This window comes from Pseudomonas asuensis (genome assembly GCF_014646755.1).
Lineage (GTDB): Bacteria > Pseudomonadota > Gammaproteobacteria > Pseudomonadales > Pseudomonadaceae > Chryseomonas > Chryseomonas asuensis.
The window spans coordinates 63,912-79,918 of record NZ_BMNW01000014.1; the positions used below are offsets into that span (position 1 = coordinate 63,912).

General features: G+C 55.3%; 13 protein-coding genes. 3 read left to right on the forward strand and 10 right to left on the reverse strand.

Annotated elements, in window-relative coordinates; translation table 11 throughout:
* Window positions 1–129 precede the first annotated feature (129 nt).
* The 10 genes from pgi to dksA all read right to left on the reverse strand — a co-directional run bounded on the left by pgi (window position 130) and on the right by dksA (window position 12,554).
* Window positions 130–1,794, reverse strand: coding sequence for a glucose-6-phosphate isomerase (pgi, locus tag IEX86_RS21990; RefSeq protein ID WP_188868279.1), 1,665 nt, complete (start codon window positions 1,792–1,794; stop codon window positions 130–132).
* Window positions 1,795–1,964: 170 nt separating this feature from the next.
* Window positions 1,965–2,819, reverse strand: a complete 855-nt coding sequence (panC, locus tag IEX86_RS21995) for a pantoate--beta-alanine ligase (protein WP_188868280.1) — start codon at window positions 2,817–2,819, stop codon at window positions 1,965–1,967.
* Window positions 2,816–3,616: a 3-methyl-2-oxobutanoate hydroxymethyltransferase gene (gene panB / locus IEX86_RS22000; RefSeq protein ID WP_188868281.1), complete on the reverse strand. Its 801-nt coding sequence runs from the start codon at window positions 3,614–3,616 to the stop codon at window positions 2,816–2,818. Before panB ends, panC begins: the two co-directional genes overlap by 4 nt.
* 254 nt (window positions 3,617–3,870) lie before the next feature.
* Window positions 3,871–4,356, reverse strand: coding sequence for a 2-amino-4-hydroxy-6-hydroxymethyldihydropteridine diphosphokinase (folK, locus tag IEX86_RS22005; RefSeq protein ID WP_188868282.1), 486 nt, complete (start codon window positions 4,354–4,356; stop codon window positions 3,871–3,873).
* A 3-nt stretch (window positions 4,357–4,359) separates the two neighbouring features.
* Window positions 4,360–5,763 (reverse strand): polynucleotide adenylyltransferase PcnB, encoded by a 1,404-nt coding sequence (locus tag IEX86_RS22010; RefSeq protein ID WP_188868283.1) that lies wholly within the window; start codon window positions 5,761–5,763, stop codon window positions 4,360–4,362.
* Between the two features lie 685 nt (window positions 5,764–6,448).
* Complete coding sequence (locus IEX86_RS22015) at window positions 6,449–7,879, reverse strand: sigma-54-dependent transcriptional regulator (protein ID WP_188868284.1); 1,431 nt, start codon at window positions 7,877–7,879, stop codon at window positions 6,449–6,451.
* A 62-nt stretch (window positions 7,880–7,941) separates the two neighbouring features.
* Window positions 7,942–10,899: a sensor histidine kinase gene (locus tag IEX86_RS22020; protein ID WP_188868285.1), complete on the reverse strand. Its 2,958-nt coding sequence runs from the start codon at window positions 10,897–10,899 to the stop codon at window positions 7,942–7,944.
* A complete protein-coding gene (locus IEX86_RS22025) occupies window positions 10,883–11,059 on the reverse strand; it encodes a hypothetical protein (RefSeq protein WP_010796831.1) in 177 nt (58 codons plus the stop codon). Before IEX86_RS22025 ends, IEX86_RS22020 begins: the two co-directional genes overlap by 17 nt.
* A 105-nt stretch (window positions 11,060–11,164) precedes the next feature.
* On the reverse strand, window positions 11,165–12,052 hold the full coding sequence (gluQRS, locus tag IEX86_RS22030) for a tRNA glutamyl-Q(34) synthetase GluQRS (RefSeq protein ID WP_188868286.1): 888 nt from the start codon (window positions 12,050–12,052) through the stop codon (window positions 11,165–11,167).
* Between the two features lie 58 nt (window positions 12,053–12,110).
* Window positions 12,111–12,554 carry an RNA polymerase-binding protein DksA gene (gene dksA, locus IEX86_RS22035; protein WP_188868287.1) on the reverse strand — a complete coding sequence of 148 codons (444 nt, stop codon included), beginning with the start codon at window positions 12,552–12,554 and terminating at the stop codon, window positions 12,111–12,113.
* Window positions 12,555–12,792: 238 nt separating this feature from the next.
* Between dksA and IEX86_RS22040 the strand changes: the two genes are divergently transcribed.
* The 3 genes from IEX86_RS22040 to IEX86_RS22050 all read left to right on the forward strand — a co-directional run bounded on the left by IEX86_RS22040 (window position 12,793) and on the right by IEX86_RS22050 (window position 16,002).
* Window positions 12,793–13,965 carry a pyridoxal phosphate-dependent aminotransferase gene (locus IEX86_RS22040; protein WP_188868288.1) on the forward strand — a complete coding sequence of 391 codons (1,173 nt, stop codon included), beginning with the start codon at window positions 12,793–12,795 and terminating at the stop codon, window positions 13,963–13,965.
* Window positions 13,966–13,987: 22 nt separating this feature from the next.
* Window positions 13,988–14,695 (forward strand): DNA/RNA nuclease SfsA, encoded by a 708-nt coding sequence (sfsA, locus tag IEX86_RS22045; RefSeq protein WP_188868289.1) that lies wholly within the window; start codon window positions 13,988–13,990, stop codon window positions 14,693–14,695.
* A gap of 392 nt (window positions 14,696–15,087) precedes the next feature.
* Window positions 15,088–16,002, forward strand: coding sequence for a nucleoside-specific channel-forming protein Tsx (locus IEX86_RS22050; RefSeq protein ID WP_229685445.1), 915 nt, complete (start codon window positions 15,088–15,090; stop codon window positions 16,000–16,002).
* The last annotated feature ends 5 nt before the right edge of the window (window positions 16,003–16,007 follow it).

Below are 16,007 nucleotides of genomic sequence, written 5' to 3' on the forward strand. Positions count from 1 at the left end.
TTCAACCACATTAGGCGCTATTTGGGCGATGGGGTTCAGCCGGGCGATAGAGTCTGTGCATTTCTAGCCGAAAGTCGTAGGCGCAAATAAAAAACGCCGCGAAAGCGGCGTTTTGAATGGGCGGATCGATCAGCCGCGATGGTGCTGGCGGAAGTAGTCGATCAGGCCTTGGGTCGAAGCATCTTCTGCAGCTTCTTCGCCGTTACCCACTAAGTGCTGATAGACATTGTTTCCCAGCTCCTTGCCTAGCTCTACACCCCACTGGTCGAAAGCATTGATGCCCCAGATAACGCTCTGCACAAATACTTTGTGCTCATAGAGTGCCACCAAGGCACCCAGGCTATTGGGGGTTACACGCTCGAATACGAGTGTGTTGCTGGGGCGATTGCCCGGGATGACTTTGTGCGGTGCCAGTGCAGCGACTTTTTCTTCTGGCACGCCTTTGGCGCGCAGTTCGGCCTTTGCTTCTTCAAGCGTCTTGCCACGCATGAGCGCCTGGCTTTGGGAAAGGCAATTTGCATACAGCCAGGGGTGGTGGTCAGCAATGGGATGATGGCTGGAAGCAGGTACGATGAAATCGCAGGGAATTACCAGCGTTCCCTGGTGCATCAACTGATGATAGGCGTGCTGTCCATTGGTGCCTACGCCACCCCAGATAACCGGACCTGTTGCCATGGCAACGGGAGAACCGTCTTGGCGAACGCGCTTGCCATTGGACTCCATATCCAGCTGCTGCAAATGCTTGGTGAAGTCGCGCAGATAGTAATCGTAAGTCAGTACGGCATGGCTTTGGGCATCCCAGAAGTTGCCGTACCACACGCCCAGCAGACCTAGCAAAACCGGCAGGTTACTTTCAAAAGGCGTGTTCAGGAAATGCTGGTCCATGGCATAAGCACCAGCCAGTAGTTCCTTGAAGTTGGATACGCCGATGGCGATGGCAACAGGCAGGCCGATTGCTGACCACAGTGAGTAGCGGCCACCCACCCAGTCCCACATGGGAAAGATATTTTCTTCGCTAATGCCGAACTCAACAGCGGTCTTCACATTGCTGGAGACGGCAATGAAGTGCTTATGCAGATCCTGCTCGGCGCAGCCCTGGCCCAGGCACCAGGCGCGTGCGGCCTGAGCATTCTTCAGCGTTTCCAGAGTACCAAAGGATTTGGAGGAAACGATAAACAGCGTGGTCTCTGCCTCTAGGCGGGTCACCAGCTCGTGGAACTCACTGCCGTCGATGTTCGCCAAGTAGTGGCAGCGTACCTGTGACTGTGCGTAAGGCGTCAGCGCCTCGGCGACCTGCTGCGGACCGAGGAAGGAGCCACCAATTCCAATGTTGACGACATCCGTGATCGGCTTACCGGTATGCCCTCGCCAGAGGCGGTTGTGGATACGGTTGACCAGGTCGGTCATGCGGCCAAGTACGCGATGCACCTCTGGCATGACATCCTGTCCGTTAACCATTACTTTGTCGCCGAGTGGGCGACGTAGCGCGGTATGCAGGGCAGGGCGGTTTTCCGAGGAGTTGACCGGTTCGCCTGAGAGTAGCGCGCCGATAGCACTCTCCAGATTCGCTTCGCGTGCCAGATTGATCAACAGGTCACGAGTCTGCTGGGTCAGCAGGTTCTTGGAGTAGTCCAGAAACAGCCCACAGGCGCTTAATGAAAATTGCTTGAAGCGTTCTGGGTCTGCCGCGAACGCATTACGCATATTGAAGGACTGCATTTCCTGACGGTGCTCCGCCAGTGCCAGCCAGGACTTCAACTCAGTAACGTTGATAGGCTGCTTGTAATACTCCATTGGGGTTCGCTTCCTTCTTCTGTAGATATTATCGTACGTTGTGCACTACATGTTGGGACAAAGCTTGCGGCACGCCAGGTAGAGCGCGTCGGTCAAGCTAATGATGGCCGTCAGACACGAAAAAGCCCGGGGTGTTCCGGGCTTTAGCGAAGCGGTACTCATCCTGGTGATTAGATATCAAGCTCGAATGACAAATTATCGATCAGTCGCGTATTTCCAACATAGACGGCCAATAGCAGCACCAGTTGCCGATCCGTCTCGGTGGCTGGTCGTAAAGTGCCTTGCTGACGCAGCTCCAGATAATCTACCCGTAGGCCATCCGCCTCAAGCCGCTGCTTGGCTTCATCGAGTAAGACAGGATAGTCCCGGCGGCCCGTCTTCACACGTTCTGCCAATTGCTTCAACAGGGTATACAGACAGGGCGCCGTAGCGCGTTGTTCGTTGTTCAGGTAGCCGTTACGTGACGATAGGGCCAGCCCATCGGTGTCACGAATGGTGGGTTGACCAATGATTTCGATAGGTATGTTTAGGTCGTTAACCATCTTGCGGATGACGGCGAGCTGCTGGTAGTCCTTTTCACCAAAGACTGCGATGTCGGGCTGCACCATGTTAAATAGCTTGCTGACAACCGTTGCTACCCCCTCAAAATGTCCAGGGCGACTCGCGCCACACAGCCCTTCGGATACGACCGGGACGCTGACTCGCGTCTGGTTCTCCATACCACTGGGATACATCTCGGATATTGCAGGCGCAAACAGGATGGCACAGCCAGCCGCAGCCAACTTTTCCTGATCAGCCGCCAGCGTCCGCGGGTACTTGTCCAGATCCTCGGACGGTCCAAACTGCAACGGATTAACGAAGATACTGGCAACCACAAAGTCGCTGTGCACTCTGGCGGTATCGACCAAGGCAACATGGCCCGCATGCAGATTGCCCATGGTGGGAACAAAACCGATGCGCTTACCCGCACGACGGGCCTCGGTGACTGCAGCGCGCAACTCGCGAACGGTATGTACGGTAATCATGCCGAGAATCCGTGTTCTGGTGCGGGAAAGGTAACGTTCTTGACAGCTTGGACATAGGCCGTAAAGGCCTCTTGTATACTGTTTTGGCCAGTCATGAAGTTTTTGACGAACTTTGGCGAGCGCCCCGTCAGGGCAAGGCCGAGCATGTCATGCATGACCAGTACCTGACCATCCGTATCCGCACCTGCACCGATGCCAATGACAGGGATACGGGCTGCGCGTGTAATGTCGGCCGCCAGAGGGCTGGGCACACACTCAAGCACGATCATGGCAGCGCCTGCTGCCTCAAGCGCCTTAGCATCTTCGCGTAGCTGCTGGGCACGTGCTTCGTCACGGCCTTGTACCTTGAAGCCGCCAAAGACGTTTACGGACTGAGGTGTAAGACCCAGGTGTGCGCAGACAGGAACGCCGCGTTCGGCCAGTTGACGAATAGGCTCAGCCAGCCAGGCTGCGCCTTCCAGCTTGATCATATGAGCGCCAGCCTGCATCAGCGCGGCGGCGTTCTGAAAGGTCTGCTCCAGCGTCGAATAGGCCATGAAGGACATATCAGCAACGATAAGTGCGCCCCGATTGCCACGCTTTACGCATGCCGTGTGATACGCCATATCGGTTGTGCTAACAGGTAGGGTGCTGTCGTGGCCCTGAAGGACCATGCCCAGGGAGTCGCCTACCAGCAATACTTCGACGCCAGCCTGGCTGGCCGTATGGGCAAAGGTGGCGTCATAGCAGGTCAGCATGGTGATTTTTTCACCGCGCTGTTTTAGTGCCTGCAACGTGGTGAGGGTAACCTCAGGCATATCAAACATCCTCTTCAGGCTGTGTCCTGAATGGCTGCAGACATAACAGCCAGGTCTTTTTGTTTGGGAAAGCGTTGTAGCGAACTACAGCTCTCTATCGCTTGCCTGCCGATTCTGTAGAGGACACAGCCTGTCTCTAGGCAGTAACAAAAGGCGGTTAGGCAAGTGGGTGCCTATAGTCTCGGTGGGTGCAGGGGAAGTCAATCATCATGTGTTACCGGAACGTTACGGTAACACTATGACGTGTAAGTCATTTACGCCAGCCGCTCCAGGCCAATGAACGGGCATTGATCAAGCAGGGCCTGTAGGGTGCCACCCTCTGGTAAGGGCAGATCGCTTGAAGCGATTTCGGCCAGTGGGTAAAGGACAAACGCACGTGCGTGCATATGATAGTGCGGTACGGTCAGGCGAGGCTCATCGATCCTGCGATTACCAAACAACAGGATATCCAGGTCCAGGGTTCTGGGTCCCCAGCGCTCATCCTTGCGTACACGGCCCTGCTGTTGCTCGATGGATTGCAGGGCGTCTAGCAGGGCAAGGGGCTCAAGGAATGTATCCAGCGCCACTACAGCATTTACATAGCGAGGTTGATCTGCCGGGCCCAATGGGTCGCTTCCATAAAAAGACGACCGGGCGGCAAGTTGGCTTTGCGGTAACGCATCCAGCGCAGCAAGGGCTGACTCGAGCTGGGCGCGTGGTTCAGCGAGATTACTACCGAGCCCGATATAAACGCGTTCCATGGGTTACTCCGCTAGCGGGGTTGGCTTGTCAGTGCCAGGTGAGCGCCGCTTGCGTGAATTACTACCGCGGCGCCGCTTGCGAGCAGTGCCTTTGCCATCTTCCTGACTCAACTCTCGGATCATTTCCCGGCGTTGGCTGTCGCTGATTTCCTGATAACGCGTCCACCACTGACCTAAATTGCCGGTACGCTCGCCTGCGCTTTCACGCAGCAGAAGGAAGTCATAGCCAGCCCGGAAGCGGGGATTTTCGAGCAGCATGTCAGCACGCTTGCCCTGACGACGAGGAAGACGCTCCTGCATATCCCAGATTTCCCGCATTGGGATGGTAAAGCGTTTGGGAATGGCGATTCGACGGCACTGCTCAAGAGTGATGTCGTGAGCAGCTTCCTGCATGGCAGGAATGGGCGGCAATCCTTTTTCTTGGTGGTAGGCCACTCGGGCAGGTAGTGCGGGCCACAATAGGGCGGCAAACAGGAACGCCGGTGTGACTGGCTTGCCTTCGCGAATACGGGTATCAGTATTGGCCAACGCCTGCTTGATCAGGAGGCCTGTGTATTCAGGATTTTGCTCGAGCGCTTCAGCCGTAGCCGGGAACAAGGGGGCAAAGAGGTCGTAATTGACCAGCAGTTCATAGGTGCGCTCAGCGTTCCCGCTCAGGAATAGCTTGAGGATTTCATCGAACAGGCGCGGTGCCGGGATATCACGTAGTAATGGCGCCAGACGGCGAATAGGCGCGGCTGTCTGCTCTTCTATCTCGAATCCTAACTTGGCCGCGAAGCGCACAGCTCGCAGCATTCGCACGGGATCTTCCTGATAGCGCTGCTCTGGATCTCCAATCAGACGTATCAGGCGATTGCGAATATCCGAGGCGCCATTGGCGTAATCGAAGATCCGCTCTTGGGTGGCTTCGTAGTACAGCGCATTGATGGTGAAGTCACGGCGCTGCGCATCCTGCTCCTGATTGCCATAAATATTGTCGCGCAAAATGCGTCCACTCTCATTGCGGGCGGAGTGTGCCGAATCTTCGTCCTCATCTTCACCAGGGTGGTTGGCGCGGAAAGTGGCAACCTCGATGATCTCACGACCAAAGTGCACATGGACCAGCTTGAAACGGCGGCCGATAACACGTGCATTACGAAACTCAGCGCGTACTTGTTCGGGCGTTGCACTGGTTGCAACGTCAAAATCCTTGGGCTCAACGCCTAGCATCAGGTCTCGTACGCAGCCACCGACGAGATAGGCCTGGTAGCCGGCTTTCTCCAGCCGATCCACAACGCTCAGGGCATGGCGACTAATCTGCTCACGCTCCAGCGCATGCTGGCTACGAGGAATCACGATAGGTAGTTCAGGCTTACTGGGTGCGCGACGTAATGGCGAACGCAGGGACTGGATCAGCTTTTTCAGCATTGATAGCACTGTTCTTGAGGTCGGCGGAGCGAGCGGAAACCCGCGGTTATAGCGGATTCTAACATTTTAGGAGGGGATCTTGAATGAGGGCTGGCGTAAAGCTGAAGGCACTGGGGGAGCCGAAGCTCCCCCCCAAATTGGTACGTGCTTTGTTTTTATTGTTATATCGAACCTGTTGTTTTTCTTGTCTGGTCCGTCCTGGTCGGATACCTGCCGCCAGGAGGGCTCCCAAATTCGGGGCCAAGAGCAAACGGATTACTTTGGACGCTGATGTCGTCATGATCACAATTGATCTGTCCAGTGCTGGTGCTGCCTCAGGGCAGTTTTATTGTTCTCGGCCTGGTGCGGGGCAAGTGCTCCGCAATCGACTCTTCTCCAAAATGATCAGTTAGCTACGCCTCCGCCTGCTTGTTCTTATTGTGCTGGAGTCGTTACGTCTTATTTTTATTATGTTTTTGCTGTTTTTTATTTTTGTTGTGCCAGATATAAAGCAGATGCTGTGCCAACTTTTGGAAAGCCTTTAAAAACAAACACTTAGGAATTTATGTAGTGTTTTTTTAGCTGGGCAACATGAGAAATTCGTTACCGTTAACCTCGTTTGATGTTACGGCGGTAACACATCCTGAAATGAAGGCTACGTGTTACCCGCAAAAAAAACGCATCGGTAACGATGCGTTTTTGCGATTTAGGAAAGGTCGGTGCTCGTAGCCCCTGTTTTTCGGCGTGGTATACCTAGCCGTTGACGGCGCTCCCACAGGCACTTGCGGCTGATGCCAAGCTTTCGAGCAAGCTCGGTCTCGGTCATATGGTCCTGATGTTCCAATACGAAGTGCTGGAAGTAATCCTCCAGGGAAAGATCTTCCGTAGGCTCATGGCCTGCGTGAGGTGAGCCCAGTGGCGTATCGAGGGGGGCAAGGAAGTGTTCGGAAAGATCCAGGTCTTCTAGTTCGATATCGATTCCTAGCAGATCAGGCTCAATTTCGTTCCTCTCGCTAAGAATCACTGCCCGCTCGATGGCGTTTTCCAGTTCGCGCACATTACCCGGCCAGCTGTAATGACGTATGGCGAGTTCAGCTTCCTGGCTAAAATGCATGGCTTCACGGCCCATACGGTTGGACTGCCGGACGAGAAACACCCGGGCAATCTCCAGCACGTCATTGCCCCGCTCCCGCAGTGGAGGAAGGCGCAGGGATATAACATTCAGGCGGTAGTACAGGTCTTCTCGGAACTGTCCAGTTTTGGCAAGCGTTTTAAGGTCACGGTGCGTGGCCGCGATCAGGCGGACGTTAACCTTTTGCGACTGTACCGACCCGACCCGGCGAATCTCACCTTCTTGCAAGACTCGCAGTAGACGTGCCTGCGCTTCCAAGGGAAGCTCGCCAATCTCATCCAGAAATAGTGTGCCACCGTCAGCCGCCTCGACCAGACCGGTACGGCTTGCGCTAGCTCCGGTGAAAGCACCTTTCTCATGGCCGAACAGTTCTGATTCGATGAGTGTTTCAGGAATAGCTGCGCAGTTAACCGAAATCAAAGGTGCTTTTACACGACGTGACAGGTTATGCAGCGCGCGTGCTACCAGCTCCTTACCCGTACCGGACTCGCCCTGAATCAATACGGTAGAGTCCGTAGGCGAAACCTTGCGAATCTTGCCATACAGATCCTGCATGGGAGCACAGCTACCAATGATACCGATGTCGTTATCATGGACAGGTAGTGCTTCGCTACGAGTCGCAGGACGCTCCGGTGAAGCTTGCTGCTGGGACTGCTCACGCTCGATGAGAATGCGCGCCACCGCCTGCAACATCTCATCATGGTCGAATGGCTTGGCAATGTAATCAACGGCGCCTTGCTTCATAGAGTCCACGGCTGAACGCAGGCTCGCATAGCTAGTCATGATCAGCACTGGCTTGCCAGCGGCCAGGTCAATCAGCTCGGTGCCAGGGGCGCCGGGTAAGCGTAAATCACTAATAATCAGGTCGAACGATGGGATGTCGTAACGATCCTGCGCTTCCTGTACAGAGCCAGCCTCGCTGACCTGAAACTGATTGCGTTCAAGCAATCGGCGCAGGGCCGAGCGAATGATGGTTTCGTCTTCGACGATTAAAATATGTGCCATATTGGGCTCTCTCGACGGTGGCAGAGCGGAGGCGCCAGGCAGTGGCGCATCTCGTTTCCGCTCTACGTTCCGGTTACGGCTCGATCAGGTTGTTCAAAGTAACGCGGTAAATTCACACGTATACGCGTACCGCGGCCCTGCACAAGGTCAATCGGGCTGTCGATCATTATGTCTCCATAATGCTCTTCCACGATGGAATAGACCAGAGCAAGGCCAAGTCCCGTCCCTTTGCCAGGGTCTTTGGTTGTAAAGAAGGGCTCGAAAAGGCGGCTGATTATGGCTTTTGGGATGCCGGAGCCTTCGTCCTCGACGATAAGCGTTACCGTCTGCCCTCGGGCTTCACTACGAACCGTAATAGTGCCGGTCGGTGGAGAGGCGTCGCGAGCATTGGACAATAGATTGATCAAGACCTGAGCGAGCCGCTGCGGGTCGCCTTTGACCCAATGCTGCGGATCGCACAGGTTCTGGAACTCGACATCGACGCTGCGACGGTTAAGCAACAGCAGCGAGATGGCTTCTTGTGCAGTATCTAACAGTCTGACCGGCTCTGGGTCATGTTGCCGACCACCGGCATGGGCAAAGCTCATAAGCGACTGAACGATGCGGGTAATGCGGCGTGTCTGCTCGACAATCTGCCCACTGATCTCCTGAATTTCTGCATCCGCTTCGCGCTCTTCCTGAAGGATTTGGGCCAGGCAGGCAATGCCGGTAACCGGATTGCCAATCTCGTGGGCGACCCCTGCTGCGAGGCGGCCGATAGAGGCAAGACGCTCGGAGTGAATCAGTCGATCTTCAAGCAATTGGGTCTCACTGATGTCCTCTACAACCAGAACGTTACCGCTGTTACCGGGTGCCAGAGGTTCATCAATGGCAGCCTTGTGCAGGTTGAGCCAGCGTTGATTGCTATCGAGAGCCAGACGCTGCTTGTACAAATGCTGATCAGGGGAGCGAAGGAAGCGTTCAAATAAGGCTTTCCACGGTTCTGGTAGTGCCGAGAGGCGTGAGCCTACAACTTGAACCGAGTCGATGTTCGTGAGGCGCTCCATGGCCCGGTTCCACATCAGGATTTCACAGTCCTGCGCCAGGGCGCAGACGCCCATAGGCAGCTCCTGCAAGGTCTGGCGATGGTAGCGGCGCAAGGCATCGAGTTCGGCAGCAAGACCCGTAAGCCGTGACTGATAATCCTCCAGACGGCTTTCGATGAAGTGAATATCCTCCGTGACATAGGCTTCACTGCCTTCCTTGTAGGGCAGGAAGGTCTCGACGATATCCTGTGCAACCCGGGGGCCCATCAGGCCAGACAGGTTAGCCTCGATCCGATCCCTCAGTCGGCGCAATGCATAAGGGCGGCGCTCATCAAAGGGAAGCAGCAGGTCAGTAAGGGCGCGCTCTACCTCTTTCTGAGCGGTCTTGGCACCCAGGGGCTTGGCCAGTTGAGTGGCGAACTCCTGGGGCGAGGCGGCAATCAGTTCCCGGCGTTGAGGCCGTCTCACGTTATCCACTGCACAGGCTTCCGCTGCGCTTTTTTCCTCATCGCTAGCCTCGGTAAACAGTGAGACCAGAGCAAATACCAGAACATTAGCCGCTAGCGAAGACAAGGCTGCCAAGTGCCAGTTGGTAGCGTCTATGTAATAGGAGAAGGGGCCGACTTCAAAGCCCTTCATAAAGCCAAGAGCCGGTAGGAGCATGGTTAATGTCCAAAGACCCATGCCGGTTAAAAGGCCTGCGATAAATCCGCGGTGATTGGCGGTTTGCCAATAGAGGACGGATAAGGCACCAGGCAAAAACTGCACCGTGGCTACAAAGGCGACAATACCAAGGCTCGACAGGTCGCTATGGTTACCGATCAGGCGGTAGAAACCATAAGCCGCCATGATGATCGCAGCGATCAACCCCCGGCGTGTCCAGCGTAACCAGCGGTAGATATTGCCGTCGGTAGGCGGTTGATACAGGGGAAGAACCAAATGATTAAGCACCATGCCGGACAGGGCCATGGTCATCACGATGATTACGCCGCTGGCTGCGGATAATCCTCCTACAAACGCTACCAGCGCCAGAAGGGGTTTATCCAGGGCCATTCCGACGCCCAAAGTGAAATACTCAGGGCTCGTTGGCGCTCCAAGGGCGAGGCCGGCCCACAAAATTGGCGGGATGGCGAGACTCATCAGGAGCAAAAACAGCGGAAGCCCCCAGCTTGCACTGACTAGCGCACGCGGGCTTAGGTTTTCCGTAAAGGCCATGTGATACATGTGCGGCATGACGATGGCAGCCGCAAAAAAGACCAGAAGCAGGATTCTCCAAGGACCCTCCTGCAAGGGGGTATGCAATGTGGAAAGTGCTGTCTGATTTTGGGTAAGCCAGGTTTCAAGCCCGGAGGGGCCGTCAAATACGGTATAGAGTGCTACCAGGCCAACGGCGCCTAGTGCAATGAGCTTGACCAACGACTCGAACGCGATTGCAACAACAAGCCCCTCATGGCGTTCGCGAGCAGTAATTTGCCGTGCGCCAAACAACATGGCGAACAGCGTAATCAGAACGCAGAAGGCCAGGGCTGGGCCATCCTGCGCCGGTGCGCTGATCAGGATGCCGGTGCTGGTGGCTACCGCCTGGATCTGGAGTGCCAGCAGCGGCAGGACAGCAACCACCATCAGCAGGGCTGTTAGTGCGCCTGCCCACGTGCTGCGAAAGCGAAAGGCAAAAAGGTCGGCCAGCGAGGACAGCTGATAGACCCGAGTCAGTCGCAGAATGGGGTAGAGCAGCACGGGGGCCAGTAGAAAAGCGCCACACAGGCCCAGGTAATATGACAGGAATCCATACCCATAGTCATAAGCCAAGCCGACCGTTCCGTAAAAGGCCCAGGCGCTGGTGTAGACACCCAATGACAGGGTATAGATGATCGGATGCCTTACCAGGCGACGGGGCACCCAGCCTCGCTCAGTCATCCAGGCCACGCCGAAAAAGATCAGCAGATAACCTGCGCTGATGGCAAGCAGTTGGGAAATACTAAAGCTCATCGGCATCGCGTTGGCTCTGAAGAATAAAGGTAACAACGATCAGAATCAGCCAAAGCAGGTAAGGGCGATACCAAGCGCCAGTCGGGTCGATCCACCAATCCATAATGGCGGGGGAAAACAGGTAGATGCCCACGACCAGGAGCAGGACCAACCGGTAGATATACATACTGCACTCTCAAATAGGCCTTGGCTGGATGGTAGCCGATGGATGGGTAATCCTGCACCCGTTAGCGCAGGCCTTACCTTATTCGCTTTGAGAATGTACGTGCCGTTACTGAAGTTGAGCTTCGGCAAGCATATGGGTATGTGGGATGCGGGCAGGCTGCCACGAGCGGATACCCCAAGCCAGAATCTCCTGAGCACTGGCCTCGTGGAGTTCGGGCGGTGGCTGCTGACCTAACGCACGTAGGGCTCTGAGCAGTAGCGGCCCGGCCTGGTCAGGAGGAAGAGGAGGAGAGCGATAGGATTTGCCTAGCTTGTGCCCGTCAGGCTGGGTGATCAGTGGAACGTGCAGGTAGCGAGGCTGAGAAAAACCCAGGAGTTCTTGCAGATACAGTTGTCGTGGTGTGGAGTCCAGAAGGTCTGCGCCTCGAACAATATCGGTAATGCCTTGCCAGGCATCATCCAGTACCACAGCAAGCTGATAGGCAAACAAGCCATCACGCCTGCGAATGACAAAATCACCCACCTCCCGGCCAAGATGCTGGCGGAATTCGCCTTGGACCCTGTCGGTAAACGCGTACGTCAGTTCAGGCACGCGAATGCGTATGGCTGCATTTTCGTAGGGGTGCTGAGCATTACGGCAGTGCCCTGGATACAGTCCCCCATAGCCTTCCAGCTGCTTACGTGAGCAGGTGCAGGCGTAGGCCAGACCGCTTTGCAATAGGCGCGTAACTGTAACTTCATACGCTTCATGACGTTCGCTTTGCCGTGCTACAGGGCCATCCCACTCGAAGCCGTAGCGTTCCAGTGTTTCCAGAATGGCTTTTTGGGCACCTGGTACTTCACGAGGCGGATCAAGATCTTCCATGCGTACAAGCCAGAGGCCACCTGCCGCACGAGCATCAAGATAAGACGCAACGGCAGCAACCAGTGAGCCAAAGTGCAGATAGCCGCTAGGTGTCGGAGCAAACCGGCCTATATAGGAAGAGGTTGTCATGTGTAAGAAAGGTAAGCTGTAAAAGCAAAGCGGGGCGCCTGAGCGCCCCTTGAACCGGTTAGGAACCGATCTGCTTTTCCTTGATTTCCGCCAGGGTCTTACAGTCGATGCACAGACTGGCAGTCGGACGGGCTTCAAGGCGGCGGATACCGATTTCGATACCGCAAGAGTCGCACCAGCCGTATTCGTTGTCTTCGATCAGCTGAAGCGTCTCGTCGATTTTCTTGATCAGCTTGCGCTCACGATCACGGGTACGTAGCTCGAAGCTGAACTCTTCTTCCTGGGTCGCACGGTCGGCCGGGTCGGCATGGCTGCCGGCGTCTTCCTTCATGTGACTTACAGTGCGGTCTACTTCTTCCCGCAGTTCCTGTTTCCATTTATTGAGGATATTAGTGAAATGGGCACGCATGCGCTCACTCATGTACTCCTCGCCTGACTCCTCCTGAAAAGGTTCGAAGCCACGGGTCAAAGGTGTGTTTTGCTGTTTTTCGTCGGTCGCCATGGATGACCCTCTCACTTTCGCTAATCCTGTCCGCAGGCTGGATACGTCTACTGGGCAAGAGGCCCCCGCGGATGCAAGCGGGCGAACTTACCAGAAGCCTTGGTGCGGCGCTACTACCTGAAGTTCTTGTTATCAAGCTCCAAGGCATATCTTGTGGGTCTTGCTCGAGCTATATGTATTGGTGTCGTCTTTATAGCCTTGGTTAGAATCCCCTCTTTCTAACAAGTTCGGATAGACCATGACCAAATCATTTAGTGCGCGCAGTCGTGCCATTGAGCCCTTTCATGTCATGGCACTGCTGGCTCGTGCCAATCAGTTACAGGCGGCTGGGCATGATGTCATTCACCTGGAAATCGGAGAGCCGGATTTTACGACGGCAGAACCGATTATCCAGGCCGGGCAAGCCGCCCTGGCAAGTGGTAATACGCGTTACACTGCAGCACGCGGCCTGCCTGAGCTACGCCAGGCCATTGCTGGATTCTATGCTGAGCGTTACAACCTTAACGTTGATCCTGAGCGCATTATGATCACGCCGGGAGGCTCTGGTGCGCTTCTGCTAACCAGTGCACTTCTGGTTGATCCGGGCAAGCACTGGCTGATGGCAGATCCGGGCTACCCTTGTAACCGTCATTTCCTGCGCCTGATTGAGGGCGCTGCTCAATTGGTACCGGCCGGGCCCGAGACGCGCTACCAGTTAACACCTGAGCTTGTCGACGCTCACTGGACCCAGGACAGCGTAGGCGCTCTGGTGGCATCGCCAGCCAATCCAACAGGAACTGTTTTGCATAAGGATGAATTGGCAGCGCTTTCCAAGAGTCTGTCGGCGCGTGGCGGGCATCTGGTGGTGGATGAGATCTATCATGGCTTAACCTACGGGCTTGATGCAACAAGCGTACTGGAGGTCGATGACGAGGCCTTTGTCCTGAACAGTTTCTCCAAGTATTTTGGTATGACTGGCTGGCGGTTGGGCTGGCTGGTGGCTCCTCCTGAGGCCATTCCTGAACTCGAAAAGCTGGCGCAAAACCTGTATATCAGCGCGCCGACAGTTGCCCAGCACGCTGCCCTGGCCTGTTTCAGGCCGGAGGCAATCGAAATCTTTGAGTCGCGACGTGCAGCCTTCCAACAGCGTCGTGACTTCCTGCTACCAGCATTGCGGGAGTTGGGTTTTGGTATTGAGGTTGAGCCGGAGGGAGCGTTCTATCTCTACGCCGATATGTCTGCCTTTGGCGGCGACGCCTATGCTTTCTGCCAACACTTCATTGAGACCGAGCACGTAGCATTCACTCCTGGGCTCGACTTTGGACGCTACCGCGCCGGACAGCATGTCCGCTTTGCCTACACTCAAAGCCTGCCACGGCTGGAGGAGGCTGTAGCGCGCATCGCTCGTGGTCTCAAGACCTGGCGCCCTTGAATGATTTAAATGGAAACAATCCATGTATTTTGATCCACCCCTTGAAGAGGGGCACCTGATCCGGCGCTACAAGCGTTTTCTGGCCGATATCGAGACAGTTACAGGCGAACGCCTGACGATTCACTGCCCCAATACAGGCTCGATGCTTAACTGTCAGGCAGAAGGCGCTCGCGTCTGGTTCAGTCGCTCCAGTGACCCGAAACGCAAGCTCCCCGGGACGTGGGAGCTTGTAGAGACCCCCCAGGGGCGACTCGCCTGCATTAATACTGGCAGGGCGAATCGGCTGGTAGAGGAAGCATTGCTGGCCGGCACGATTCCAGAGCTTGCCGGCTTTAGCGTGTTACGTCGAGAGGTAGCCTACGGCGCTGAAAACAGCCGTGCGGATTTTCGTCTGACTTATCCTGCGGGAGATGTTTTCGTCGAGGTTAAGAGTGTGACGCTCGGCTACGACATGGGCTGTGTAGCGGCTTTTCCAGACGCCGTCACGGTACGAGGCGCCAAGCACTTACGTGAGTTGTCGGCGCTGGCGCATGCAGGGGCACGTGCGGTACTCCTGTACTGCGTCAACCTTACGGGCATCGAGGCGGTTCGCTCCGCTGATGACATCGATCCTGCCTACGGGCGTGCCTTGCGTGAGGCATTGGAGGCTGGAGTTGAAATTCTGGCCTATGGTGCAGACGTCACGCCACAATCATTGCATTTGACACGTCGGCTCGATGTCTTGATTTAACTCCAAAGCGGAGCGAATGCTGCCCTGTAGCAGTTGTACTCTTACAGGGCATGAGTGACTCATAACGGTGCGTCGATTACTAGGTTTAGCACAATCAGACCGCTTGGCTTCGGCTCACGCAGGAAAACCCAAGCCATTAGAGGGCCTTTAAATAAATCCTGTCTAAGAAGTCAGGTTTGGCATACCCCGTGCTTGCGCTCCCTCCCACTTTAAAAATGTATCCATACGTAACCTTTTCGTAATGCTGTCACTCACGGCGGGATAAAGCCTATGCCTTTGCTTTGCCTGATCGGGAGGGTGATGTAAACCTTTGAAGGAGCGCAACATTGGAGCACGCCGTTACATCTTGTCTCTTCTCACGTTCATCCTCTACTCAACGAGCACAAAAGGTCTTGCTGGGTCTTTCGCTAATAGCAGGCGTTTGCTTGCCTGTATTAGCGGCTACACCTCCAGCACAAGGAGAGCAGAGCGCCCAGGGCGAAGATCTCAGCTATGAGATAGCCCAGTCGGAAAAGGGGACCTACCTGTCCTCCTGGTACAACCAGAACGTGACACTGATTGGCAGCAAAGACATTAGTTTCGGCCCGCAACCCGTCGACGATATCTATCTGGAATACGAGTACTTCGGGCGCAAGGGGCCCTTCGAGCTCTATGGTTATATCGACATCCCCAAAGTGCTGGGGATTGGTAACAGCCATGATAAGGGGGTCTTTGATAAGGGCTCGCCTGTATTTATGGAGCACGAGCCTCGGATCTCTATCGATGAGTTGGTAGGGCGCAAGCTGGGGTTTGGTCCGTTCAAGGAGTTTTATGTCGCCTTTGACTGGATCTACGATCACGGACGCAACAGGGAAAATCGCGGTAACACCCTGTACAGCGGTTTTGGAACCGATATTGAGACCGGTACGCCTGTCAACCTGTCGGCCAACTTCTATGTACGTCGCCAGTGGGAGAACTATGGAGCAGCAAATGAAAACTCCTGGGACGGTTACCGTGCGCAGCTGAAATACATCCTGCCGCTGGGCAAGTTCGATAATGGGGCTTCACTGACGTATATCGGTTTTACCAACTTCGACTTTGGCTCGGACCTGCACGATAAGGCCGGCCCTGCACGTACTGCCAACGCCACGGTAGCCACTAACGTTCTGCTGTATTCCTTTACACACTTACGCTTTATGGCCGTAGGGCGTTATTTCCATAACGGCGGCCAGTGGAAGGATGGTACTCAGCTGGATTTTGGCGAAGGTCCGTTCCGCGCGCGCTCTGATGGCTGGGGCTATTACTTGGGCGTTGGTTATCAATTCTGATCTAT

What these genes read in the sequence shown, in the direction of transcription:
- sfsA (WP_188868289.1), top strand. Translation starts at nt 13,988, where the DNA reads ATGTATTTTGATCCACCCCTTGAAGAGGGGCACCTGATCCGGCGCTAC.
- IEX86_RS22015 (WP_188868284.1), bottom strand. Translation starts at nt 7,879, where the DNA reads ATGGCACATATTTTAATCGTCGAAGACGAAACCATCATTCGCTCGGCC.
- dksA (WP_188868287.1), bottom strand. Translation starts at nt 12,554, where the DNA reads ATGGCGACCGACGAAAAACAGCAAAACACACCTTTGACCCGTGGCTTC.
- IEX86_RS22010 (WP_188868283.1), bottom strand. Translation starts at nt 5,763, where the DNA reads ATGCTGAAAAAGCTGATCCAGTCCCTGCGTTCGCCATTACGTCGCGCA.
- panB (WP_188868281.1), bottom strand. Translation starts at nt 3,616, where the DNA reads ATGCCTGAGGTTACCCTCACCACGTTGCAGGCACTAAAACAGCGCGGT.
- folK (WP_188868282.1), bottom strand. Translation starts at nt 4,356, where the DNA reads ATGGAACGCGTTTATATCGGGCTCGGTAGTAATCTCGCTGAACCACGC.
- gluQRS (WP_188868286.1), bottom strand. Translation starts at nt 12,052, where the DNA reads ATGACAACCTCTTCCTATATAGGCCGGTTTGCTCCGACACCTAGCGGC.
- IEX86_RS22040 (WP_188868288.1), top strand. Translation starts at nt 12,793, where the DNA reads ATGACCAAATCATTTAGTGCGCGCAGTCGTGCCATTGAGCCCTTTCAT.
- IEX86_RS22020 (WP_188868285.1), bottom strand. Translation starts at nt 10,899, where the DNA reads ATGCCGATGAGCTTTAGTATTTCCCAACTGCTTGCCATCAGCGCAGGT.
- IEX86_RS22025 (WP_010796831.1), bottom strand. Translation starts at nt 11,059, where the DNA reads ATGTATATCTACCGGTTGGTCCTGCTCCTGGTCGTGGGCATCTACCTG.
- pgi (WP_188868279.1), bottom strand. Translation starts at nt 1,794, where the DNA reads ATGGAGTATTACAAGCAGCCTATCAACGTTACTGAGTTGAAGTCCTGG.
- panC (WP_188868280.1), bottom strand. Translation starts at nt 2,819, where the DNA reads ATGATTACCGTACATACCGTTCGCGAGTTGCGCGCTGCAGTCACCGAG.